Here is a 22,212-nt window from a genome sequence, read left to right on the forward strand (position 1 = left end):
CCCGGAAAAGATCTCAAAAGTATAAGGGTTGAAGGCATATGGGGTGAGTTTGAGCAGAATGTCAGGGTGATAGATGACGTCTCTCTCATTCCTTACAGACCCAATGTTATAATTATCTGCGTAAAAAGCTATGATACTGAAAACGCTCTAAGGAGCGTTTCCAAATTGGTAAAGGAAGGCTCTTATATTTTGATAGCACAGAACGGTTATGGCAATTACGAAAGAGCTGTAGAGCTTTTCGGAAAAGATAGAGTGATCCTTTCAAGAGTCATATTCGGAGCAAAGCTCTCAGAATTGGGAAGTGTGAAAGTGACTGTATGTGCGGATGATGTAGTACTCGGTAGCCCTTCAGGTAGTGTAGAAGAAGCCTTTTTGAAAGATCTGGCACAGGCTCTGAGAAAGGCTGGAATTCCCACGAGGTATGAGAGAGAAGTTTACAAGTACCTTTGGGAAAAGATTATATACAACTGCGCTCTAAATCCTCTCGGTGCTTTGTTTTCGGCAACTTATGGGCAGCTTGCAGAAAATCCCCACACCAGAGAGATCATAGATGGAATAATAGATGAGATCTTTGAGGTTCTGACAGTTAGTAACATACAGACTTTTCACGCATCTTCTCAAAGATACAAGGAACACTTTTACAGCAAACTTTTGCCACCTACTGCGGAGCATTATCCCTCCATGCTTGAAGACCTAAAAAGGGGAAGAACGGAGATAGATACCCTCAACGGTGCGATAGTTAAGCTTGCTTTTAAAGTAGGAATAAAAGCACCCATCAATCAGGTAATAACAGATATGATAAAGGCAAGAGAAAGCCTCAGGTAGCCATCATAAGCTTCCTCTTTTTGAGAACAAATTCTCTTATATCCCATACATCTCTCGTATTTAAAACAAGTTCAGGCAAAGCCCAGCCTCTCCTTGCCAAACCTACTCCGAGATCTATATACTTAAGGTGTGAAGGCGCATGTGCATCGGTAACTATAGCTATGAAAACCCCCTGCTCCATACATTTGCGAACATTCTCAGGTGAAAGATCCGCTCTGAAGGTGTTTAGTTCAAGAGCCGTACCTGTCTCTCTTGCAGCTTCTATGATCCTGTCCATGTCTAAGGGATAGCCCTCTCTGGTGCCGTAAGACTTTCCTGTAGGATGTCCTATGAGGTTCACGTAGGGATTTTCCATAGCCTTGAGTATCCTGTATGTGTTATTTTGTGAAAACCTCGCATGTATGGAGGCAACGACAAAATCAAACTCTGCAAGCAGATGATCCGGAAGATCAAGACTTCCATCAGGAAGTATGTCTACCTCACAACCTTTGAGTATGTAAAAACCTTGAGCTTCGTACCTTTCTCTGAGCTTATCTATTTCCTTCCACTGCTGTTTGTATCTTTGCATATCAAGACCCTTTGCAACCCTTGAGGATTGAGAGTGATCACCTATCACCACATATCTGTGACCTATACGATAAGCTGTTTCAACCATCTCTTCCAAAGAGCCTATGCCGTCACTCCAGTTTGTGTGTATGTGAAAGTCCCCCTTTATATCTTCCCGTGAAAGAAGCTTGGGAAGTTTCCATTCAAGAGAAAGCTCCACTTCACCCGCATTCTCCCTTATTTCCGGTGGAGGCATCTGCATACCTATCAGATTATAAACCTCCTCCTCGTTTTTGCCTCCCAACCACTCATCTGTGTCAGCTTTAAAAACCCCATACTCGCTTATCTTTAAACCTTTTGCTTTGGCTATATCTCTTATCCTTATGTTATGCTCCTTTGAGCCTGTGAAGTACTGAAGGGCTGAACCCCATTGATGCGCCTCAACTGTTCTCAGATCTACCTGTCTTCCATTTTTTAGTATCACACTTGACTTGGTTTCTCCCTTCAAAAGCACTTCCTTGACCTGAGGGAATTCCACAAAGTGCTGATGTACTTTGCTCCAGTTCTCTTTCTGAGCTGATACAAGTATATCTATGTCCCCAACTGTCTCCTTCCTTCTTCTCAAACTACCCGCAAGCTCTATACCTTCAATTAAGTCTCCCAATTCCCTCATATAAGCGATATAATCCTCACCTATTTCGTAAGCTTCTATGAGGGTCATTCGCTCTTTGCTTTTTTCCCACAGCTCAATTCCCCTCATAATGTTCTGGAGTTTTTTCTCCCCAAAGCCTGGTAAGGTTGCCAGCATACCACTCCTAACCGCTCTCATAAAATCTTCCCTACTTGTGACACCCAGCTTTTCGTAAGCGAGCTTTAATGTTTTAGGTCCTATGCTCGGAACGTTCATAAGCTCAAGAAGATCTTCAGGCACTTTTCCCTTTAGCTCTTCGTATCTGGATATCTTTCCTGTTCTCAGGTACTCTATTATTTTTTCTATACTTGACTCTCCTATACCCGGTATGTGATATATCTTACCGCTTTTTACCAGTTCTTCTACATCCACACTTAGCTCAGAAAGAACATTAGCCACACGTCTATACGTGGATATTCTGTAAGGATTGTCTCCGAGAAATTCGAGTATGTCAGCCATTTTTTCAAATATCTGAGCTATTTCTTTGTTCTTGCTCATAAGAAAAATTTAGTGCATAAAATGATATTATGAGGTTAAAGATAGGTACACGAAAAAGTAAGCTCGCCCTTTGGCAGGCGGACTTTATAAAAAGGAAGTTACAACAGATGGGACATGATGTACAACTCGTTCTTATTACAACTTCCGGGGACAAGATCTTGGATGTACCTCTTGCTAAGATAGGGGGAAAGGGGCTTTTTGTTAAGGAGATAGAAGATGCACTTTTGAGTGGGGAGATAGATATGGCTGTCCATTCCTTAAAGGATGTTCCTATGACACTTCCCAAAGGTTTGAAGATTGGGGCTGTAACTGAAAGGGAAAATCCTTTTGATGTGCTTATATCCGTAGGAAATGTAACTTTTGAGGAGCTACCCACAAATGCCAAGATAGGCACTTCTTCCCTAAGGAGACAAGTTCAGATAAAGAGAAGGAGAAGAGATCTTCAGGTTGAAACACTTAGAGGTAACGTGGATACGAGGATAAGGAAACTTCAAGATGGTCTTTACGATGCTATAATTTTGGCTTACGCCGGCATAAAGAGAATGGGATTTGAAGACAAGGTATCACAGGTACTATACGACTTTATACCGGCGGTAGGACAAGGCTGTTTGGCTATTGAGATAAGAGAAGATGACAGAGAAATAGAAAAAATAGTGAGTGAGCTTGACCACCTTCCGAGCAGAGTGAGGGCAGAATGCGAGAGGGCTTTTCTCAAAGAGCTTCAAGGTGGCTGTCAGGTACCAATAGGTGCTTACGCATGGATAGAAGGGGAAGATATCTTCATAAAAGGTTTTGTCTCTGACCTTGAAGGAATTAAATTTATAGAAGGAATGAGGAGCGGAGAGGTAAAGCGTGCTGAAGAAATAGGAAAGGCGCTCGCGCAGGAGCTTCTTAGAAAAGGTGCTAAGGAAATCCTTAGGGAGGTTTACGAATGGAACAGGTAGGCATAGTTCTCGGAACAAAACCTATATCTCCCCTTGAGTTCTGGATAGGTATAGAGGAAGAACACCTCCTTCAGCTTGATGATGTGGTGTATGTGGAGACAGCATTAAAAGACACTAAGGTTTTCTTTTATGGAATAGTTCAGGACGTGCAGAAATTCCTTGAGGGTGCAGAGTCAGTTTACGATGCCCATCTTGTCACGCGCGGTATCATACCCGTAAATATAGCTTATACGGCTAAGGTGAACGTTACCAGAGTAGAACCGGAAATCTTCGTTCCGCCAAGTCCCGGAGATCCCGTTTTTAAAGCTACTGGCAAACATTTTGAGAAGGCGCTCTATTACGATCACATGAAAGTTAAAATACCGGCTGGTCTTACAAGAAGTGGAGATCCGATTTATTTGAATTATCACTTTCTTAACGGTAAAGAGGGCGCTCACGTGAGTATATCTGGTATGTCAGGTGTAGCTACAAAAACATCTTACGCGCTTTTTCTTTTGTATTCGTTGCTGAGCAAAGCTGACGATGTAAAGCAGGGTGTTCACGGTGTTATATTCAACGTAAAGGGAAAAGATCTCTTGTGGATAGATAAAAAAAATAAGGTCTTTTCGGATGAGGACAGAAAAGCTTTTGAAAGACTTGGGCTAAAACCTGAACCTTTTAAAAAGGTGATCTTTTACGTTCCACCAGAAGAGAGTGACCCTCACATTCCCGAATGTGAAAGACTTGATGATAAAGTAGTATCTTTCTACTGGAGCGTAAGGGAGTTCGCACAGGAGGGGCTTATAAAGTTTATGTTTGTTGAAGGCGAAGAAGGTATGTCCAACATAAACTACGCAATAGATAAGGTGGCAAACAAACTCTACGAACTTGCAAAGCGCAGTCCAGAAGGAAGACTTATAGATGATTACGGTAGGGATATAGAGAGTTTGCAAGACCTGGAAAAAATCCTTGAGGAAGCTATTCAGGACAAAGAGCAGAACAAAAGTTCTGAGCTGTACAAAGGTTGGTTTGGTGATGCACAACTCCAAACAGCTTATGCTTTCATGAGAAGGTTTCATAGGGCTAGTGAAAAAATAAGGAGGCTTATAAGGGAAAACGTGTCTTCATCAGTAAAATGGAAGGAGCAAAAACTCTCCGTAATAGACATAAGCGGACTTCACAGTATAGCCAAAATGTTTGTAGTAGGTGCCATTCTTAAAAAGATCTTTAAAGAAAAGGAAGAAAGCTCTAACCCTTATCCGAAACTTTTTGTAGTGCTTGATGAGCTTAACAAGTATGCACCAAAAGAAGGTTGGAGTCCTATAAAAGACATAGTCCTTGACATAGCTGAAAGAGGGAGAAGCCTTGGGGTGATCCTGATAGGCGCTCAGCAAACGGCAAGCGAGATAGAAAAAAGGGTACTTGCCAACTCTGCTGTAAAGATAGTGGGTAGGATGGATAGCAGCGAGGTATTAAGTAAGGAGTACGAATTTCTGATAGGGAACTTCAGACAAAGAGCCATAATGCTTAAAAAAGGCACTATGATAATGTATCAGCCGGATGTTCCTACACCACTTATATTTAGGTTCCCAAGACCTCCATGGGCTACAAAAAAGGAGGAAGTAGAGGAGGAGGTGCATGTACCGGAAGATTTTAATAATTTTTAGTCTGCTTTGGGGTATCTCTTTCGGTCAGGCGATCAGCGTAAGGTACGGTGACTATCAAGATAAGGAGAGAATAGTTTTGGACTTTGACCGCAGGGTAGATTACCGCGTTTTACTCCTTGAGGACCCTAAGAGGATAGTAGTGGATATACTTTCTCAAGAGGACTTTTCTTTGAAGATGCCAAAAGGGATAGCCTACCGTATAGGTAAACATCCCTTCGGTACAAGGATAGTGTTTGAAAAGGATTTTTCCAGCGTAAAAGCCTTTTCTCTGGAAGATCCTTTCAGGGTCGTCATAGATGTGTTTAAAAGTAAGGGTAGTGATAAAGCCCAAGCTGACAGTGAGGACGATGCACTCATAGCCATACTTGATCCCACAGTGCTTAAGGTAATACAATACAGCGATAACACAAAGGAAAGGGTGATAAGCGAACGCAAGAAGAACACTATAATAACGCAGAGGAGGGTCATAGTTGTTGATGCTGGACACGGAGGGCATGACCCGGGCGCTATAGGATACATGGGCATAAAGGAGAAGGATATAAATCTCGCTATAGCTAAGAAGTTGGCTCAGTATCTGGCTCAGGATGGACGCTTTAGGGTTATAATGACGAGAAAGGACGATACATTTATACCTCTTCAAGAGAGGGCAAACGTAGCGCTCAGAAATAGAGCAGATCTTTTTATAAGCATACATACCAACGCATCTCCTCAAGGTATTTCTCACCACGCTGGGGGTACTTATGTATTTGCTATATCATCGGATGCGGCGAGAAAGAAGAAACGTCAGATAATAGATAACGATAGCTACGCCAGGCTTGTCTTGGGTACTTCGGATGTTCCTATAAGCGCAAAGAGAGTGCTTGCTGATCTTGCTATGGATGTTACCCTTTATGAGAGTGTATCTTTTGCTGAGAAGATAGCCAAAAGCGTAGCAAGGGAATTGGGTAGGGAAGTAGAGTTTAGAGGAATACAAAGAGCTGGCTTTGCTGTGTTAAAAACCCCTGGCATACCGTCGGTTCTCGTAGAAGTAGGTTTTATAACGAATCCTGATGAGGCTACGCTTATGGCCGACAGGGACTTTCAGGACAAATTCGCTTACGCCATATACAGAGCAGTAGTAAACTACTTCTTCCCAACCGAGAATAAGCTTACCTTAAGCCAATGAGCTTATGTGTTTGAGGTATTACCCTAACAGTGTAGCCCTCTTTAAGGAGGTGTTCTTGAATCTCCAGTGCCTTTAAGAGAAACTTTACTTTGTTACTTTCCGGCTGGAGTACTATCAGCTTTCTTTCAAGGAAGGGAAGAAAATCCTTTCTCTTCAATGCATGTATGGAGAGTTCATCGTCAACAACAAACTTCAACTCCTTTGCGCTTTGAAGTATTGAAGGATGTACGTACCAGTTTACTACGGCTTTGGGTGAACATGTTATGTGTAACAAAGTTGCAACATCTTTTAGCTTTTCGTTCCACAGTGTACCGTTTGTCTCTATCTGAACCGAGTATCCTCTGCTTAGGAGTTCGTAAATTAAAAGATGCAGAGACGGTTGAGCGAAGGGTTCTCCTCCCGTTAGGACCACATGTCTTTGTGGGTATTTAGCTATCTCTTCTAAAATATCATCTATATTCGCATTAGGTTTTTTGAAAGACAGGGCTGAAGGCTGATCACACCATGGGCATCTCAAATTGCATCCCTGAAACCTTACGAGAATACAAGGGGTCCCTATAAGCAAACCTTCTCCCTGCACGCTCGGATATATCTCGTTTATGATCAAAGCTGTGCCTGTTCTAACCTTATCTCGTAGCATTCTATTACGTCACCCACCTTTATATCGTTGTAATCTTTCAGCTTTATACCACATTCGTATCCCTTTGATACTTCCTGCGCATCCTCTTTGAATCTCTTTAAACCCTCTATCTTACCGTCATATATGACCACACCGTTTCTTATAAGTCTCGCTTTGGCATTCCTGACAACTTTTCCTTCAAGTACGTAACAACCGGCTACATTCCCTACCGACTTTATCTTAAAGACAGCTCTGACCTCAGCGGATCCTAAAATGACCTCCCTCTCTACAGGCTTTAGCATACCTTTTAGTGCTTTCTTTACGTCATCTACCAATTCGTAGATTATGCCGTAAAGTCTCACGTCCACCTTTTCCCGTTCCGCAGTTTCTTTGGCTTTCACATCGGGTCTTACGTTGAAGCCTATAACTATAGCACCACTCGCTTTTGCAAGCATAACATCGTTTTCGGTAATACCACCAACGTCTCCATGTATGATTTTAACGGTTACTTCTTGGGATGAGATTTCAGATAGAGATTTTTTTATAGCTTCCAAAGAGCCTACCGTATCTGCCTTTACCACAAGCCTCAACTGAGTTATTTCCCCCTCCTGTATTTTCTTAAACACCTCTTCCAAGACTAAACCTTTTGATACCTTTTCCACATGTTCCTTTTGGAGTTTTCTCGCTTCGGCTATCTGCCTTGCCGTTCTTTCATCATCTACAACCTTGAAAGTATCCCCCGCCATAGGAAGTTCTTCAAAACCGAGTACCTCTACAGGTGTGGATGGACCTGCAGACTTTAATCTCTTCCCCTTGTCATCTATCATAGCTCTGACCTTGCCGTAAGTTGTTCCAGCCACGAATATATCACCCACGTTGAGGGTACCGTCCTGTATCAAAACGGTAGCTACTACCCCCCTCTGTTTGTCCAATCTTGATTCTATGATGGTACCCTTTGCCTTCTTGGTAGGGTCGGCTTTAAGTTCAAGCATTTCGGCTAAAAGCAGTATGTACTCAAGGAGCTGCTGTATATTCTGACCGGTCTTTGCAGAAACATCCACGAATATAGTGTCTCCTCCCCATTCTTCAGGTATAAGTCCAAGCTCAGAAAGTTCCCTCCTCACCCTTTGAGGATCGGCTCCCGGCTTGTCTATTTTGTTTACAGCCACTAAAATAGGTACGTTGAAAGCTCTTGCATGGTTTATAGCTTCCACCGTTTGAGGCATAACTCCGTCATCCGCAGCAACTACGAGCACAGCTATATCAGTTACCTGCGCACCTCTCGCTCTCAAAGATGTGAAGGCTTCGTGACCCGGTGTATCTAAAAAAGTTATCTTTCTTCCGTCCGAAAGCTCAACCACTGATGCGCCTATGTGCTGGGTTATACCTCCCTTTTCCCTCTGTGCCACGTTTGTCTTACGAACAGCATCAAGAAGAGTTGTCTTTCCGTGATCAACGTGTCCCATAACTACCACTACAGGTGATCTGGGTTGGAGATTCCTCTCTTCCTCCCTTTCCTCTTCCTCCTGTATTTTCTCTTCCATCTTTTTTATTTCCGCAAGAAAACCCATACTTTCAGCTATAGATAGAGCAACATCGGAAGGTATAGTCTGGTTTATTGTGGCGAGGATACCTCTCTTGAGAAGTTCAGCCATCACCTGGTGAGGTGGGATTTTAAGTATTTCGGAGAGTTCCCTCACTGTAACTATCTGCGGTATCTCAACTATTTTCAGTTCTTCCTCTTTATTTTCTTCCTTTTTCTTTTTTTCTATCTGCTGCTCAAGCTTTTTAAGGAGCTGCTGTTCCTCTTTACTAATCTTCTTTTCTACAGGCGTTTCCTTTTTGGGTTTTTCCTCCACTTTCTGTTCCTTGGGCACTGACAAAGCTGGAGAGGTTTTCTGTGGAGGTTTTGGTTTTACCTCCTTTTTGCTACGAAACTCAGGTTTTGCCTCATCTTTTCTATACCTCTTTGGACTTTCCACAGTGTGTGGTTTTTCTTCCCTCTTTTCGGTTCTAATTTCCTCCTTTTTCGTCTCTTGCGGTTTTTGTTCCTTATCCTCCTCCTTTTCTGCGGTGAAATTATCGTATATGATCTGTAGCTCCTCCTCCTCAAGATGTGAAAAGTTAGATTTTTCTATTCCGTAAGTTTTTAAAAGATCCCTTATATCCTTTACACTTTTACCTAATTCCTTAGCTACGTCCTGCAACCTCACTTTGCTCATAGGATTAATTATAAGCTTTTAAGTAGCGCTTGCAAAATCTCTTCCATACTGAGACCTATCTCATTTGCGCACACCAATCGTTCCATGAGATGATCCTTTGGTATGTGTATTATTTCACTCGCTCTTTCGTAATCAAGGTTAATAAAGATACTCCCGTGTATTAGAAAAGCTTCCCTCAAAGTTCTCATAGCGCACGCTACGAACTTTCTCCCTCCGACTGTCAACTCTCCGAAGGTAGGGAAGAAAAAGCAAAAGTAGCGATCGCCGTAACCTCCTTTCTGTTTGCATATCTCTATGCGGATATCAAAAACTCTCAGGGCGTTAGCAAGCTTTTCGCTGAAATTCCTGTATATATCGGTAAAGCTCTTTCCCCACCTTTCCCTATAATCTACCAAAGAAAAAGATATGTCCCATCCGTGTAGTAATGCACCTCCGCCTGTTGGTCTTCTCACAACCGGTACAGAAAATTCCCTCGGTTCTTGAGAATAACCTATGCTGATGGTGGGTTCGCTCCACATGTATATCCTGCTGGTAGGCTTTCCCCTCCCCTCCTCAAGAGCTATCAGATTTTCCCAGTCTATGATCATATTCTCTGCACCGGTTTTTACCTCTATCATTCAAGTATAGTGTGCAGTCTTTCAGCCTTCATGTCCTTGAGTAGCTGATAGTCCTTTTTTATATCCCTTCCCGCACGGGTAAGATACCCTCCTACCATCATGGCGTTTGTCATTAAAACAGCCATACCATGAAAGTCTCGTAGCGTTTGTTCTCTCCCTCCGCACAATCTAAGTTCAGCTTTAGGATTAGTGAGCCTAAACATTGCTATGATCTTCAGAGCTTCAATGGGATTAACTCCGGGAGCTTCCTGTAGAGGTGTACCTTCTATGGGCATGAGAAAGTTCAGGGGTATAGAGTCCACTTCAAGTTTCCTGTAGGTGAGTGCCAGATCTACCCTATCTTCGTCAGTTTCACCCATACCGAATATACCACCACAGCACGTGGAAAGCCCAACGGATTTTATACGCTTTATCGTTTCATACCGTTCCCTCCATGTGTGAGTCGTGACTATGTTTGTGAAAAACCTCTCCGATGTTTCAAGATTATGATTTATGCGCTTTACACCAGCAGATTTGAGCTTTAGAAGATCCTCTTCATCAAGTGTACCTGCTGAAACGCACACATTTATAGGTAATCTCTCTACCTGCTTTATTTGTTTTACTGCATCCGCAATTCTCTCTACCTCATCATGTGATGCACTTTTCCCGCTCAATACCACGCAATATCTGTTTGCTCCAAACTCCACACCTCTGTATGCACCTTCCAGTATCTCTTCCTTTGGAACGAGGGGGTATATGTTTATAGGTGTCTTATAAAACTTGGACTGAGCGCAGAACTTACAATCTTCCGAACAAGCCCCGCTTTTAGCATTTATGATAGAACAAAACTCCACCTTTGAAGGTACAAAAAAGGCGTTTTTCACCTTCTGCGCTGTGTATACCAGAAAAGCCACATACTCATCCGGCAATCTAAGTATAGAAAGGGCTTCATCTTTTGTTAAAGGCTCATACTTCAGGGCTTTTTCTCCTACATCTATGATAAACTTCTCAAATTTATCCATAGCATTCCTCCTATGTGGTGATATTATATGTATCTTCCTTCACTTCGCAACACAAAAAGAATTTTTTTCCCTTTCTGTATGACATCATTTACGCTATAGTCGTAGAAGTTTATCTTGGAAAAGTCTTCAAGCGCCAGATCCATCTCAGCTATGTAACGAAGAGTAAAAGCTCTGTGGCGCATGGGATTTCTCACTTTTTTCTCACCTCTGTAATACTCAAAGGTAATCACCCGCTCGGCTGTAGAAAGTTCCAGCAAAGCTGTTTCCTTACCTACAAAGAGTACTACCTTCTTACCCTCAAAAAGCTTCCTTGTGAGGTTCTTTATGTCTTGGATCCAGTAATCTTTTACCTTTACACCTTCGCATATGTCCTCCCAACCGAAGTGATACTCTGGGATTGGACTTTCCACAGAAGCGATACCAAAAAGAGGCGAAAGTACGAGGGATCTATCGTTTATACGTTTTTGAACTGCAGGTGGAAGCACCCAGTACTCAAGGCTATCCCAAAATCTGTTTTTGAACCTTCTCCAAAGTGGCAAAGGTTCTCCGTACACACCAAAGCATCGTATCAATCTTTCAGCTTTTTGGTGAAGGTGCGCAAATCTCTCTTCAAAAGTACCTATATACTGACCGGCTTTCAGCCTGGACTGTCTTTTGCTTGACGGTAACACATAATACATCTATCACTGCCTCCAGAGGATCACTATCTCTCCCTTTATTTCCCCTCTTGAGGAAAGGTCTTCGTAGACTTCTGAAAGTTTCCCTCTTAGAAACTCCTCGTGTATTTTGGTAAGTTCTCTCGCCACGCATACCTGCAGATCTCCTCCGAAAATACCTTTCATGATCTCCAAGCTTTTCAGGACACGATTTGGTGACTCAAAGGCTACTACGGTTGTATCCTGGTAGTTCTTTATATCTTCAAAAAATCCGCTAAGACCTTTTCTTGGTAAAAATCCTACGAACAAAAATCTATCCGTTGGTAATCCAGAACCCACGAGTGCTGTCATAACTGCGCTCGGTCCTGGAATTACTTCTACCTGTATACCTTTGTCTATACACGCCTTTATAAGCTTGTAACCCGGGTCGGATATACTTGGTGTACCTGCATCGGTTACCAAAGCCACATCTTCCCTTTCAAGGAGCTTCAATATCTTAGGCACTTGTACGCTTTCTTTTGGCTCGTAATAAGAGAGAAGCTTTTTACCCTCTATCTTATAGTGATTTAGGAGAATGCTCGTTCTTCTTGTGTCTTCACAGGCTATAAAACTGACCTCTTTTAGTACTTCTAACGCTCTGAGTGTTATATCCTTTAGGTTTCCTATAGGTGTGGCAACTACGTAAAGTTTTCCCATATCACTTCACCAAAAGGATGGGTATTTCAAGATGGTGCAGGACAAAGGATGTGATGCTACCAAATAGAAATTCCTTAAACCTGCCTTTTGAGAAGGCACCCATAATGAGAAGATCCATATCCTTTTCCTTACAGTATTCCACGATCTTCTCTTCGGGAAGTCCTCTCAAACACTCATAGCTATCCACATCTTTCGGAATATCCTCTTCAAGCTTTTCCTCAACTACCCTTATCGCGTATAGTTCAAACTCAAAAAACTTCTTAAGATACTTAGCCATTTCTAAACCTTTTTTTGATATCTCGCGTCCATCGTAAGCGATACAAATCCTTCTTATGCTCCTTTTTTCCTCCGGGGAAAGGAATAAACTGCACGGTGACCTTCTCGCTACCATTTCCGCGTTTGATCCCAAAAGGAAGCCTTCCATAGGTTTTTTTCCCCTCTTCCCAATAAAGATCACGTCTTCCTTATCTGCCTGAGAGACTATCTCTTTGTAAGGTACACCAACAGTTTGAAAGGAAGAGATCTTCAACCCTTCCTGCCGTCCCAAACTTAAAAATTCATGCAAAAGCGTGTCCGCTTGGGTTTCCAAAAACTCCTTAACCTTTGCAGATACGCCATAGTAAAAGGTGAAGCCTAAAACTCCAGCAAGGTCCTCAAGAAAACTTTCCTCTATTAGCCTTTCGTCTATTATGTGAATACCTACAACTGGGAGATCCATCTTTTTTGCAAAATCAAAAGCGTAACTGCTTGCTGTCCATCCAGCTTTAGAACCATCCACCCCCACGAGTATTCTTTTAAACATCCAGATTTCTCACCTCCCTTGCGTAAGTCTCTATAAACTCCCTTCTGGGTTCCACATCTTCACCCATAAGTATGCTAAATATTCTGTCAGCTTCCGCCGCATCCTCTATGCTTATCTTCAGAAGCCTTCTGGTGGCAGGATTCATGGTAGTCTCCCACAACTGTTCTGGGTTCATCTCTCCCAAGCCCTTGTATCTTTGCACCTCAAAGCCTTCCTTGGCGAGATCCATGAAAGAGCTAAGTACTTGATGTACGTCGCTCACAGTTTTGCTTTTCTTTTCAAACTTTATAACAACGGGAAGTTGAAGATCAAAGCCCGAAAGTACGGATTTGTATGCCAAAGACGATAGAAATTCCGCATCTACTATTACGCGCTTGCCCGTTTTAGTATCCGTTAGCAGAAGATCGTAAGCACTACTTAATTTGTCGTATCTCGCTTCTATGTTGTAATCTTGAAGTTTCTCTCTCAATGCGCCTACCTTTTCTTTTAAAATTACCTCATTTCTCAAGTCATCTTCGCTAATCCTAATTGCGATCAGGGCGGACAGTACACCTTCTCCCTTTCTTCTTACCAAATACCTATAATTTTCTTCAAACTCTTTTAATCCTTTCAATAGCTTTAGTAGATCATCACCTTGATACTCCCTGCCTTTGGCATCTATGAGCGTACCATAACTCTTTATGTGTTCCATAAGGGTATGCTCAAGTTCTCTGTCATCTTTCAGATACAGAACCGTCTTTCCTTTCTTTAGCCTGTAAAGTGGAGGCTGTGCTATGTACAGGTGACCCGCTTCTATGAGTTTAGGCATGTATCTGTAAAAGAAGGTCAAAAGCAAGGTTCTTATGTGCGAACCATCAACATCTGCATCTGTCATGAGGATAATCTTGTGGTATCTGAGCTTGGAGAGATCAGTGTCATCGCCTATCCCGCACCCCATAGAGCTGACTATGGCTTTTATCTCCTCGTTAGAAAAAACTTTATCAAGTCTCGCCTTTTCAACGTTGAGGATCTTTCCCCTTAGCGGTAGTATGGCTTGTGTCCTCCTATCCCTTCCTTGCTTAGCTGAGCCTCCTGCAGATTCACCTTCAACTATGAAAAGTTCACACTTTTGCGGATCTTTCTCCGAGCAGTCAGCCAGTTTACCGGGCAATGTGGTATCTTCCAAAGGAGATTTTCTCCTCACGAGTTCCTTAGCTTTTTTGGCAGCCTCCCTAGCCAATGCTGCTTCTACAGCTTTTTCTACTATCTTCCTGTATATGTCCCTGTTTTCATCAAAGTACCGGGATAACTGCTCGTAAACGATGGATTCTACTATGCTCTTTACATTCTGATTTCCAAGCTTGGTCTTGGTCTGTCCTTCAAACTGGGGATCAGGCACCTTACAGGATACCACAGCCACAAGCCCTTCCCTCAAATCTTCCCCAGTTACAGCTTCTCTCAATTCTTTCTGTAGCTTTATACTTGGTAGCGACCTCATTACCGCTTTCGTAAGTCCACTTCTAAAACCCGTTATGTGCGTTCCACCTTCTACTGTTTTTATGTTGTTTACAAAGCTTTCCACCGATTCCCTGTAATCCTTGGTATAGATAAAAGCTATATCCACATCTACGCCTTCCCTCTCTTCTTTTACTCTTATCACCTCATCAAAAAGCGGTTCTTTACCTGTAGACAGAAACTTAACAAGTTCTTCTATACCTTTGTCAAACTTGTAAAAGAACTCCTTACCGCTTCTTTCATCAAGGAGTCTGAAGCTACAGTCCGGATTCAAATAGGCAAGTTCCCTCACCCTCCTTTCTACGAGGTCAAGTTTTATCTTTGTAGTTTCAAAGATATCTGGATCAGGTTTGAAGGTCACCTTTGTGCCTCTTTTGGGAGTTGTCCCTATAACTCTTAGTGGATAAATAGGTTCTCCCCTGCTATACTCCTGTCTGTATATTTTTCCGTCTCTGTAAACCTCCACAGCGAGCCATTCAGAAAGTGCATTTACGACGGATGCCCCTACACCGTGAAGACCACCTGAATATCTGTAAACTTTCTTGTCAAACTTTCCACCTGCTCCCAGCATTGTAAAAACCATTTCCACTGCCGGTATTCCCGTCTCAGGATGTATATCTACAGGTATGCCCCTCCCATCATCCTCAACGCTTACGGAACCATCCTCGTGTATTACTACACTTATACTTTTTGCGTAGCCAGCCACATGTTCGTCAACTGCGTTGTCCAAGATTTCCCAAAGCAGGTGATGCAGTCCCCTCTCTCCCACATCACCTATGTACATGGATGGTCTGAGACGGACGTGTTGAAGCCCTGTAACAGCTTTTATGTCTTCAGCTTGATATCTCTCCATTTTTCACAGTTAAGAGAAGCACCCCCAGCGGGATTCGAACCCGCGATCTCCGCCTTGAAAGGGCGGTGTCCTAGACCGGGCTAGACGATGGGGGCTAACCTCTCAAAAACATTATAAGGAAATCTGAAAGAGTTGTCAAGTAGTTGAGCCTTCTTCGTCAAGGTAAAAAACATCATCGGATATAGCCTCGTTCCATCTTTTAAAACCCGGAAGAGCCTCTATCCTGTACCACGAGGACCTGTACCATATGCCTTTCGGCTCTCTCTTGACAGGTGCTATTTCTGCAGCTTTTGTTTCTTTGTGATAGTCCCAAGTTATATACGCGTTAAAGTCCTGAACTATATCTGTTATAACTACCCCAAATTCCGATGTAAGTGCCACCTGAAAATCCCTCCACCTAAAGACGGAAGAATCTCTTAAGGTCAGACCAAAGTATCCCACGCCACCTTCCTCTTTCAGCGTTGCTATACCTCTGCCTATAAAGGCTCTAAAGGCAGGCAAGGTCTCTGGAGGATCAGAGACAAAAACGTCGTAATGACCCAGGATTTCCGAAGGGAATGGGTTTCTCAAATCCCAAACCTTAGCTTCAGCGTTATTTATACCCAGATCTTTAAATATACCGTTGTCAAAATCTATAAGCCTTTTATCTATGTCAATAACGAGAACGCTTTTAGCTTTTTTGCTCAGTGCCACCGCAAGACCGGTAAGATCATCCTCCGCACCTAAGACGATTATATCCTTGTTTCTTAAATCACCCCTTGAATCCATAAAAAGCACACGTGAAACGGTAGTCTCAGGCGTTACAGATCCCTGATCGTAATCCCTTATAGCTTTAGGTCTATCTTTCGTAATCTGGAGGAAGTTCCTGTAGAACTCAATGTCTATGTAAAAGGGTATGCCCCTTCCTTCGCAAGCTTGGCAAACGTAATCTACGTAAGGCTCTATACCAATTTCCTTCACAAGGTCGTAGCCCTTTTGTGTGAGCCTCACGTTCTCATCATCATCTATAAAGGCATATCCTTCCCTTACAAGTACCTTGATGATTCCAGATGCTGCAGGTACAGGAAGATCCGACATATCCACCACTTCCCAGAAATCTCCACTCCTTAAAAGTGCAGACAAAACTCTCTCAACGTTCTTTTTGTAAACTCTCACCTGACTCTCTTCCCTTGCCTTTGAGGCTAACTCCGTCAATAAGCTCACCATCACCTCCTTTTCAAAAAGCTTAAGATGAGTTATTATACCACAACCTCTTAACTTTCTTCGGGTACATCGTGGATAACTATCCTTTTGCCAGCCATACGAGAGAGGATCTCGCATGCAACCTCCACCCCTGAACCTGCGCAAGATGTAAAGTGAGAACTCAAACCTGCTAAGGTACCTACTACAAAAAGGTTGGGAAGCGCCTCAAAATCCTTATGCTTTACCATTACCCTTCCGGGTTTGGGAGATTTTGCATTTTCTTTTACTTCTAATTCAAGACCTTCTATGTCAAAGCAATGAAAACCCACAGCCAAAACTATGTAATCCGCACTAAAGATCTTGCCTAAAGCTGTCTTTACGCTGTAAACTCCGTTCTCTCTGCTTACGCTTCTTACCTCTTCCTCAAGTGTTTCCACTCCTCCCCACTGTTGTATCTGCTTTTTTATCTTAATTAAAAGTTCTTTGCCGGGTATGGGATCAAGTCCCGGGACGTTCTTGAGGTATGCTTTGTTAAGATCCGATCTGCCAACATCAAACAAAAGATAATTCCTGTTTTCTGCCCACTGCCAACCTCTACCTCTTGAAGAAGCAAGCGTCAAAGCGCACGAAAGCCCAGAAGCACCTCCACCAATTATTATAACGTCGTACTTCATAAAGCTTATTATATCACTTTTTGATTTCTAATACAGGATTATCAAGGCTTCCATAAATTACGAATCTAATACCACTACCCGCTATCGTACCGTTAAGCCGGGACTTAAGGATGTCTTCTCTATTTAAAATGAGTGTACCGCTACCGGTGAGCCTTTGTCCTGAAATTAATCCTTGACCATCAAAAGTCTTTCCCTTGAAAGAAATTGATAAGTTATCTACTTTTGTATCCCTAACTTTCAAGTCAAGGAGTTCTGCAGTTCCTTCAATGCCATTATTTATGCTAAGGTTTATACTCTTTATTCTGAAGTTTTCAAAACATTTAAAGTTTTTAGCTTTTATATCTATCCCACCAAAAAGATACATCTTCACATTTAGATTGCCGTCTGCACAAGTACCCTTTAAGAGTATGTAAGGTATACCCACGGATAAATCAAGTTTATCAAATCTGACCAATTTTGATTTTTTTGTATAAAAACTTGCTTCTTTTAGGCTTAGATAAGTTAAACTTTCATGTACATTACTTGCTATCATGTAAATACCTTTTGACATCAGCCACTTATCAAAAAGGAGAAACTTGGGGAGGGTGATAGCCAAAAGAAACAGTGTGAAAAGTATATAGCCTACGAATAAAAACATGAGAAGTTTAAGGTTCTTTTTTCTCATTACCTCTTTTTTCTCTCTTCTCCATTAGTTTTTTAAGCTCTTCAGCCAACTTCTGATGCTCCTGGGTTATTTTGGAAAGCTCTTCAGGCTTTTCTATAACGTAAGGTGTAAGGAATATAAAGAGGGAAACCTTGTCCTCGGTTTTTGTGTCACTTCTGAAAAGTCTTCCCAAAGCGGGAATGTCTTTAAGTCCCGGTACTCCCTGCGTACTTGTAAGGGTTTTGGTGTTTACAAGTCCGCCTATTATTACTGTCTGTCCGTTTTCCACAACCACATCCGAATTTACCTGCCTGTTAGATGTGACGGGAACTGCGTAGCTGAGCGTTCCTATTTGAGGTCTTATATAATCAATTATATCTTGAAGCTTTAATTTGATCTGCAGTCTTAGATCCCTGCCGGATATTGTTGGTGTAACTCCGAGATCTAAGCCTACCTCCTTGTAATCGTAAGTGATAACAGGCATACCGTTTATGTCAAACTTCACACCCGACGCGTAGGGTATTACTTGACCTACTTTTATCTCAGCGGTTTGATTGTCCAGTGTTAAAACCTTGGGATTGGACACTATGTTAAAACCACTACCGCTTTCTAAAAGGGAAAACAAAAGTACCAGATCAGGGAAAAAGAGCTGTGTACCCCCTATGTTGATCGTCCTTCCTGCGGTACTAAGGACTCCCATAATGAAGTTTCCAGAAAGGAGGGCATTATAAATATCCTGAATACTTCCACCGCCAAAAGCTGTGCCTCCCTGCGTTCCTATTATCTGCCACTTGACGCCTATGTTTAGAGCTTTACTCGTACTCATCTCTACTACAGTTGCCGCTATAAGAACCTGCTTTCTTCTAACGTCTAATTTTTCTATAAGGGATTTTACACCTTCATACTCTTGCAAAGTAGCATAAAGTATCACAGAATTTGTGCCTCTGTCAAAACCTATCCTCATACCCTCCTTTGTTTCTATAGGTACAAGCTGAAGCTGGGTTTGTTTGGGCTGTTCTTCCTTTTTTAGCGGTGTTTCTAAACCTCTTATCTCAGGTATTTGTGGCTGTAAAGGTGTATAAACTTCCTGAGGTTGGACGGTTGTTGTGGGACTCACCCCCCTGAAGAGGCTTTGCAGACTTCTGTATATTTCCTCAGCGGATATGAACTTCAGAGGTATGACATAAAAATTTCTCTCAAGTGTACCTAAACTTTCCTTGTCCAAAGTGTTTATAACCTCTTTGATTATATTCTGTACATTTTCGTTAGCTGCAACGATTATGGAGTTACTGTCTTTGTTAAAAGTTATAAAGGTAGGACTACCCAATTGTTGTTGAAAGGCAAGACTCAACGTCTGCAGGCTTTGAAAGGCGGTATCCGCCTTTGCCCTCTTTAAAGTGTAAACCTCTACCTTTAGAGACCTTTCTGGAGAATCAAGCTCTTTCAATATGGTTTTAACTTTATCTATGTTTTTAGCTATATCGGCTATCAGGACAGTATTTGATTGTTGGTGTATGGCTACTTTGGCAAAAGGGGATAAGAAAGGTTGAACAGCCTGCTGTAATTGAAGGGCTTGTACGTACTGTGCCTTATAAAGATACACAACCACTTCTCCAGAAGTTGATGGTTTTTTCAAGTTTGCAAAAGATGTAGCTTGCTGAAGCGGTACTATCCTCACAAAATCTTTATCCTCTATCACACCATAGCCCTGCATAGACAACGAAAGAACGAACAGATCCCATGCCTCTTTTATACTTACCGGCTTTGCGGAACTGATCGTGAGACTTCCCTTAACGTTAGGATCAAGAACTATATTTTTACCAGTAAGTTCGGACATAAACTTGGCGACTGCAGAAATATCCGCATTCTGAAAGTTCAGATAAACTCTTCCTGCCCTTCTTTGCTCCTGCGCCTGCTTTTGCAACTCTTGTGCGGTCTGAGCATGTACGCTTAAGGTAAGAACTAAAAAAGAAAGTACGAAAAAAATACATCTTATCATTACTCCACCCTCAAATTCAATTCTAAAGGCTGTCCATCCCTTATGAGGTTTATCTTCAGGCTATTTTCGTTTCTCAAAGCCTGAAGTATTCTAAAAGCGTCCTCACCACTCTTTATCTCCTGATTATTTATGGCTATTAATACATCACCCGCTCTTATACCAGCCTTTGAAAATACGCTCTGCGGATCTACCCATTCAAAGAGAAAACCTTTCGTCTGCCCTTTTTGTATGTACGGCACAAGCCTTATTTGTCTAAACATTATGCCCGGATCAGCCGTTACACTTTCCACTTCTCTCTTAGATACGGTAGCCTGAAGGCTTTGAGATGGTGAAGATACAGATGGTATTTCCAAGCTTGTTGGCAAGCTTTTTGTCAGCTCAAAATTGAAACCTATAGCTTTCTTTTCCTGTCCATTACTCAAAAGTATGTAGTTCCTCTGTATATCTACTACCTTGTAACCTCCTATGGAACTACCTATCCTCACCGTTTGCACTTTTGTACCAAAATCAACCAAAGCCAATCTTACGCTACCACTTACTGTTGCTATCAGATGTATGTTTGCTGGACTTTCGCTAAGTACCTTTTCATCCTTGAAAAATGATCCAAAATCAGGTAAGCTGTATACATTTTTCTGCAGTTGAGGAACGAAGAACTTCAAAGGGGGCAGAAGATAAAAATACCAAAGCAAGATGGCAAAAAGCGCTAAATTTGAAAGGAAAAAAATATACACCCCCGTCATATTGGACATAATTATACTACAAAATCCTTATCACAAATTCCCTATTATTCATTTTCACGTATATGAGTTCAGGGATACCGTCAAAGGTATCGTAAAAGTTTCCCCCTTTGTATGCTCTGAAAGAAATAGTATCAAACCTTCCAAGTTTTATGAGTTTGTCCTCTTCGTAAAACCTTATATCCCCATAGGGATAAGGAAATTCGTAATAGTAAAGTATGCCATCTTTGTAAATGTATGCACACTTTACCATACCCTCGTAATAATCGCCTGCGGATGTGATGATAAAGAGTTTATCCTTTTCAAGATATATGGACTTAGAAGACAGAATTTTGCGCTGAATGTTCCATAGGAGGGATGCATCTTCTTTCAGCCTTTCGCTGTCCTTTGCGAGACTTAAGGAGTTTGTTACAAGAGAGTAAAATGTGTAAGATATGAGACCAAAGAGAATACCTATCAGAACGAGAACGAGTAAGACCTCTAAGAGGGTAAAACCTCTCTTACCTTTTCGGAACGTATATGTACATCTTTGCCTTTCCATAAGAGTAAGTAAACTCCTCTATCTGCGGGTAATCTTTTAGCTCTTCCTTTTCTACCTCAAGTCCTTCTGTCTGATTCAGTGTGAGTTTGTTACTTAAAGTGATTATATCTTCGTAAAGCGCTTCCGAATAATAATAATCCCTCCGCGCCTTTGAAAGAAGTTCAAAAAGCACACCAAAAAAGAGTGCTAAAAGAACAGTTGCGACAAGCACCTCAAGGAGGGTAAAACCTTTAGAGCTTCCACACATCTATGTCATCTTCCGTACCGTCCTTACCGTCAGGACCTAAAGACTTAAGCTCGTAAGGGTGACCCACACCCGGAGATATGTATATAAAATCCCTATCCCAGCCGTCTTTTGGGATCTTGTCCAAATACTGCCTCCACCTTGCGGGTATAGGTGGTGTTGTGGGTTTTTCTACCAAAGCTTTCAAACCTTGCTCCGTGGTTGGATAAAAGCCGTTGTCCAGTTTGTACTGTTCAAGAGCATCCTTTATCGCCTTCATTTGTACCTTCGTGGTTTCCACTTTAGCCTCTTCCACTCTTCCAGTTATTTTTGGCACCACTATGGCTGCAAGAAGACCCAAAATTATGATAACTACCAGAAGTTCTATAAGTGTAAAGCCTTTCCTCATAAAAAGTATTTTACATCAGTTGAGCATACCAAGTATCTGATGCCTTAAGATGTGCGCAGGTTTGTAGTCAGGTGCCAGCCTTATGGCGTTTTCCAATTCCTCTATTGCATCTTTAAATTTACCCATCGCTAAGTAAACGCGAGCTAAGTTCATATGCGGATAATGTCTCGGCTCGTAATTCTTTGCGATTATAGCTTTTTTGAGCCATGGGATAGCTTCCTCGTATCTTCCCAAAGCTATAAGGTAAGAGCCTATGTCATTGTATGGATTTCCAAGATCAGGATCAAGCTCTATTGCTTTCTTACAAAGCTCAATAGCCTTTTCATACTCTCCCAGCATGCTGTAAGCCCAGCCAAGGAAAGTGTAAGCTATGGCTGTAGGGTAGATCTCAATGGACTGTTCGTAAAACTTTATAGCTTTCTGTATATCTCCCATCATGTGATAGGTGTAAGCCTTATTAAAAAGCTCCTGAGCATCCTTCCTGATATCCTCCATGGAGACTACCTCCTTTTATTTAATATAATCTTTT

The 22,212-nt window shown here is 42.0% G+C and carries 22 protein-coding genes and 1 tRNA gene; 4 read left to right on the forward strand and 19 right to left on the reverse strand.

The genetic code is table 11. From position 1 onward, the window contains the following. Positions 1 to 825, forward strand: an 825-nt coding sequence (locus ABWK04_02200) for a 2-dehydropantoate 2-reductase (protein ID MEZ0360700.1), incomplete at its 5' end; no start/stop codon positions are given. Here the strand turns inward: ABWK04_02200 and polX are convergent. Continuing rightward, entirely contained in the window at positions 818 to 2,560 is a 1,743-nt protein-coding gene (polX, locus tag ABWK04_02205; GenBank protein MEZ0360701.1) for a DNA polymerase/3'-5' exonuclease PolX, read from the reverse strand. The genes ABWK04_02200 and polX overlap by 8 nt on opposite strands. A gap of 29 nt (positions 2,561 to 2,589) precedes the next feature. Here polX and hemC point away from each other — a divergent pair, with 29 nt between their 5' ends. Genes hemC through ABWK04_02220 form a run of 3 tightly spaced genes read left to right on the forward strand, consistent with a single transcriptional unit; the run spans position 2,590 to position 6,315 of the window. Further along, positions 2,590 to 3,504 (forward strand): hydroxymethylbilane synthase, encoded by a 915-nt coding sequence (hemC, locus tag ABWK04_02210; protein ID MEZ0360702.1) that lies wholly within the window; start codon positions 2,590 to 2,592, stop codon positions 3,502 to 3,504. Then, positions 3,492 to 5,150 carry an ATP-binding protein gene (locus tag ABWK04_02215; GenBank protein MEZ0360703.1) on the forward strand — a complete coding sequence of 553 codons (1,659 nt, stop codon included), beginning with the start codon at positions 3,492 to 3,494 and terminating at the stop codon, positions 5,148 to 5,150. Before hemC ends, ABWK04_02215 begins: the two co-directional genes overlap by 13 nt. Continuing rightward, the gene (locus ABWK04_02220; protein ID MEZ0360704.1) at positions 5,122 to 6,315 is read left to right on the forward strand and encodes an N-acetylmuramoyl-L-alanine amidase; all 1,194 of its coding nucleotides are present in this window, start codon (positions 5,122 to 5,124) and stop codon (positions 6,313 to 6,315) included. The genes ABWK04_02215 and ABWK04_02220 overlap by 29 nt, the downstream gene beginning before the upstream one ends. On the opposite strand, the gene ABWK04_02225 is transcribed toward ABWK04_02220, so the two are convergent. The 18 genes from ABWK04_02225 to ABWK04_02310 form a co-directional block, all read right to left on the reverse strand. Beyond that, positions 6,299 to 6,955, reverse strand: coding sequence for a 7-carboxy-7-deazaguanine synthase QueE (locus ABWK04_02225; GenBank protein ID MEZ0360705.1), 657 nt, complete (start codon positions 6,953 to 6,955; stop codon positions 6,299 to 6,301). The two genes, ABWK04_02220 and ABWK04_02225, sit on opposite strands and share 17 nt — an antisense overlap. After that, on the reverse strand, positions 6,919 to 9,156 hold the full coding sequence (infB, locus tag ABWK04_02230; protein MEZ0360706.1) for a translation initiation factor IF-2: 2,238 nt from the start codon (positions 9,154 to 9,156) through the stop codon (positions 6,919 to 6,921). The genes ABWK04_02225 and infB overlap by 37 nt, the downstream gene beginning before the upstream one ends. Positions 9,157 to 9,164: 8 nt before the next feature. Beyond that, on the reverse strand, positions 9,165 to 9,773 hold the full coding sequence (locus ABWK04_02235) for a lipoate--protein ligase (protein MEZ0360707.1): 609 nt from the start codon (positions 9,771 to 9,773) through the stop codon (positions 9,165 to 9,167). After that, entirely contained in the window at positions 9,770 to 10,774 is a 1,005-nt protein-coding gene (gene bioB, locus ABWK04_02240; protein ID MEZ0360708.1) for a biotin synthase BioB, read from the reverse strand. The genes ABWK04_02235 and bioB overlap by 4 nt, the downstream gene beginning before the upstream one ends. 23 nt (positions 10,775 to 10,797) lie before the next feature. Continuing rightward, positions 10,798 to 11,454 carry a hypothetical protein gene (locus ABWK04_02245; protein ID MEZ0360709.1) on the reverse strand — a complete coding sequence of 219 codons (657 nt, stop codon included), beginning with the start codon at positions 11,452 to 11,454 and terminating at the stop codon, positions 10,798 to 10,800. A 3-nt stretch (positions 11,455 to 11,457) separates the two neighbouring features. Then, entirely contained in the window at positions 11,458 to 12,126 is a 669-nt protein-coding gene (gene rsmI / locus ABWK04_02250) for a 16S rRNA (cytidine(1402)-2'-O)-methyltransferase (protein MEZ0360710.1), read from the reverse strand. Position 12,127: 1 nt separating this feature from the next. Next, a complete protein-coding gene (locus ABWK04_02255; GenBank protein ID MEZ0360711.1) occupies positions 12,128 to 12,928 on the reverse strand; it encodes a universal stress protein in 801 nt (266 codons plus the stop codon). Beyond that, positions 12,921 to 15,275 carry a DNA topoisomerase (ATP-hydrolyzing) subunit B gene (gene gyrB / locus ABWK04_02260; protein ID MEZ0360712.1) on the reverse strand — a complete coding sequence of 785 codons (2,355 nt, stop codon included), beginning with the start codon at positions 15,273 to 15,275 and terminating at the stop codon, positions 12,921 to 12,923. The genes ABWK04_02255 and gyrB overlap by 8 nt, the downstream gene beginning before the upstream one ends. Before the next feature lie 19 nt (positions 15,276 to 15,294). Next, positions 15,295 to 15,370, reverse strand: a tRNA-Glu gene (locus ABWK04_02265). Positions 15,371 to 15,410: 40 nt separating this feature from the next. Beyond that, complete coding sequence (locus tag ABWK04_02270; protein ID MEZ0360713.1) at positions 15,411 to 16,481, reverse strand: bis-aminopropyl spermidine synthase family protein; 1,071 nt, start codon at positions 16,479 to 16,481, stop codon at positions 15,411 to 15,413. Between the two features lie 47 nt (positions 16,482 to 16,528). Further along, complete coding sequence (locus tag ABWK04_02275; protein ID MEZ0360714.1) at positions 16,529 to 17,131, reverse strand: FAD-dependent oxidoreductase; 603 nt, start codon at positions 17,129 to 17,131, stop codon at positions 16,529 to 16,531. Positions 17,132 to 17,144: 13 nt separating this feature from the next. Continuing rightward, positions 17,145 to 17,795 (reverse strand): hypothetical protein, encoded by a 651-nt coding sequence (locus ABWK04_02280; protein MEZ0360715.1) that lies wholly within the window; start codon positions 17,793 to 17,795, stop codon positions 17,145 to 17,147. Continuing rightward, positions 17,776 to 19,773 carry a type II secretion system secretin GspD gene (gene gspD / locus ABWK04_02285; GenBank protein MEZ0360716.1) on the reverse strand — a complete coding sequence of 666 codons (1,998 nt, stop codon included), beginning with the start codon at positions 19,771 to 19,773 and terminating at the stop codon, positions 17,776 to 17,778. The genes ABWK04_02280 and gspD overlap by 20 nt, the downstream gene beginning before the upstream one ends. After that, positions 19,773 to 20,513: a type II secretion system protein GspC gene (gene gspC / locus ABWK04_02290; protein MEZ0360717.1), complete on the reverse strand. Its 741-nt coding sequence runs from the start codon at positions 20,511 to 20,513 to the stop codon at positions 19,773 to 19,775. The genes gspD and gspC overlap by 1 nt, the downstream gene beginning before the upstream one ends. 16 nt (positions 20,514 to 20,529) lie before the next feature. Further along, positions 20,530 to 21,051 (reverse strand): prepilin-type N-terminal cleavage/methylation domain-containing protein, encoded by a 522-nt coding sequence (locus ABWK04_02295; GenBank protein MEZ0360718.1) that lies wholly within the window; start codon positions 21,049 to 21,051, stop codon positions 20,530 to 20,532. After that, entirely contained in the window at positions 21,011 to 21,298 is a 288-nt protein-coding gene (locus tag ABWK04_02300; GenBank protein ID MEZ0360719.1) for a prepilin-type N-terminal cleavage/methylation domain-containing protein, read from the reverse strand. The genes ABWK04_02295 and ABWK04_02300 overlap by 41 nt, the downstream gene beginning before the upstream one ends. Continuing rightward, positions 21,282 to 21,683, reverse strand: a complete 402-nt coding sequence (gspG, locus tag ABWK04_02305; protein MEZ0360720.1) for a type II secretion system major pseudopilin GspG — start codon at positions 21,681 to 21,683, stop codon at positions 21,282 to 21,284. Before gspG ends, ABWK04_02300 begins: the two co-directional genes overlap by 17 nt. 15 nt (positions 21,684 to 21,698) lie before the next feature. Beyond that, positions 21,699 to 22,178, reverse strand: coding sequence for a tetratricopeptide repeat protein (locus tag ABWK04_02310; protein ID MEZ0360721.1), 480 nt, complete (start codon positions 22,176 to 22,178; stop codon positions 21,699 to 21,701). Between the last annotated feature and the right edge of the window lie 34 nt (positions 22,179 to 22,212).

This window comes from Hydrogenobacter sp., from assembly GCA_041287335.1.
GTDB lineage: Bacteria > Aquificota > Aquificia > Aquificales > Aquificaceae > Hydrogenobacter.

What these genes read in the sequence shown, in the direction of transcription:
- gspD (MEZ0360716.1), bottom strand. Translation starts at nt 19,773, where the DNA reads ATGATAAGATGTATTTTTTTCGTACTTTCTTTTTTAGTTCTTACCTTA.
- infB (MEZ0360706.1), bottom strand. Translation starts at nt 9,156, where the DNA reads ATGAGCAAAGTGAGGTTGCAGGACGTAGCTAAGGAATTAGGTAAAAGT.
- ABWK04_02245 (MEZ0360709.1), bottom strand. Translation starts at nt 11,454, where the DNA reads ATGTATTATGTGTTACCGTCAAGCAAAAGACAGTCCAGGCTGAAAGCC.
- bioB (MEZ0360708.1), bottom strand. Translation starts at nt 10,774, where the DNA reads ATGGATAAATTTGAGAAGTTTATCATAGATGTAGGAGAAAAAGCCCTG.
- ABWK04_02280 (MEZ0360715.1), bottom strand. Translation starts at nt 17,795, where the DNA reads ATGAGAAAAAAGAACCTTAAACTTCTCATGTTTTTATTCGTAGGCTAT.
- rsmI (MEZ0360710.1), bottom strand. Translation starts at nt 12,126, where the DNA reads ATGGGAAAACTTTACGTAGTTGCCACACCTATAGGAAACCTAAAGGAT.
- ABWK04_02275 (MEZ0360714.1), bottom strand. Translation starts at nt 17,131, where the DNA reads ATGAAGTACGACGTTATAATAATTGGTGGAGGTGCTTCTGGGCTTTCG.
- ABWK04_02300 (MEZ0360719.1), bottom strand. Translation starts at nt 21,298, where the DNA reads ATGTGTGGAAGCTCTAAAGGTTTTACCCTCCTTGAGGTGCTTGTCGCA.
- ABWK04_02225 (MEZ0360705.1), bottom strand. Translation starts at nt 6,955, where the DNA reads ATGCTACGAGATAAGGTTAGAACAGGCACAGCTTTGATCATAAACGAG.
- hemC (MEZ0360702.1), top strand. Translation starts at nt 2,590, where the DNA reads ATGAGGTTAAAGATAGGTACACGAAAAAGTAAGCTCGCCCTTTGGCAG.
- gyrB (MEZ0360712.1), bottom strand. Translation starts at nt 15,275, where the DNA reads ATGGAGAGATATCAAGCTGAAGACATAAAAGCTGTTACAGGGCTTCAA.
- ABWK04_02295 (MEZ0360718.1), bottom strand. Translation starts at nt 21,051, where the DNA reads ATGGAAAGGCAAAGATGTACATATACGTTCCGAAAAGGTAAGAGAGGT.
- gspG (MEZ0360720.1), bottom strand. Translation starts at nt 21,683, where the DNA reads ATGAGGAAAGGCTTTACACTTATAGAACTTCTGGTAGTTATCATAATT.
- ABWK04_02215 (MEZ0360703.1), top strand. Translation starts at nt 3,492, where the DNA reads ATGGAACAGGTAGGCATAGTTCTCGGAACAAAACCTATATCTCCCCTT.
- ABWK04_02255 (MEZ0360711.1), bottom strand. Translation starts at nt 12,928, where the DNA reads ATGTTTAAAAGAATACTCGTGGGGGTGGATGGTTCTAAAGCTGGATGG.
- ABWK04_02310 (MEZ0360721.1), bottom strand. Translation starts at nt 22,178, where the DNA reads ATGGAGGATATCAGGAAGGATGCTCAGGAGCTTTTTAATAAGGCTTAC.
- gspC (MEZ0360717.1), bottom strand. Translation starts at nt 20,513, where the DNA reads ATGACGGGGGTGTATATTTTTTTCCTTTCAAATTTAGCGCTTTTTGCC.
- ABWK04_02270 (MEZ0360713.1), bottom strand. Translation starts at nt 16,481, where the DNA reads ATGGTGAGCTTATTGACGGAGTTAGCCTCAAAGGCAAGGGAAGAGAGT.
- ABWK04_02220 (MEZ0360704.1), top strand. Translation starts at nt 5,122, where the DNA reads ATGTACCGGAAGATTTTAATAATTTTTAGTCTGCTTTGGGGTATCTCT.
- polX (MEZ0360701.1), bottom strand. Translation starts at nt 2,560, where the DNA reads ATGAGCAAGAACAAAGAAATAGCTCAGATATTTGAAAAAATGGCTGAC.
- ABWK04_02235 (MEZ0360707.1), bottom strand. Translation starts at nt 9,773, where the DNA reads ATGATAGAGGTAAAAACCGGTGCAGAGAATATGATCATAGACTGGGAA.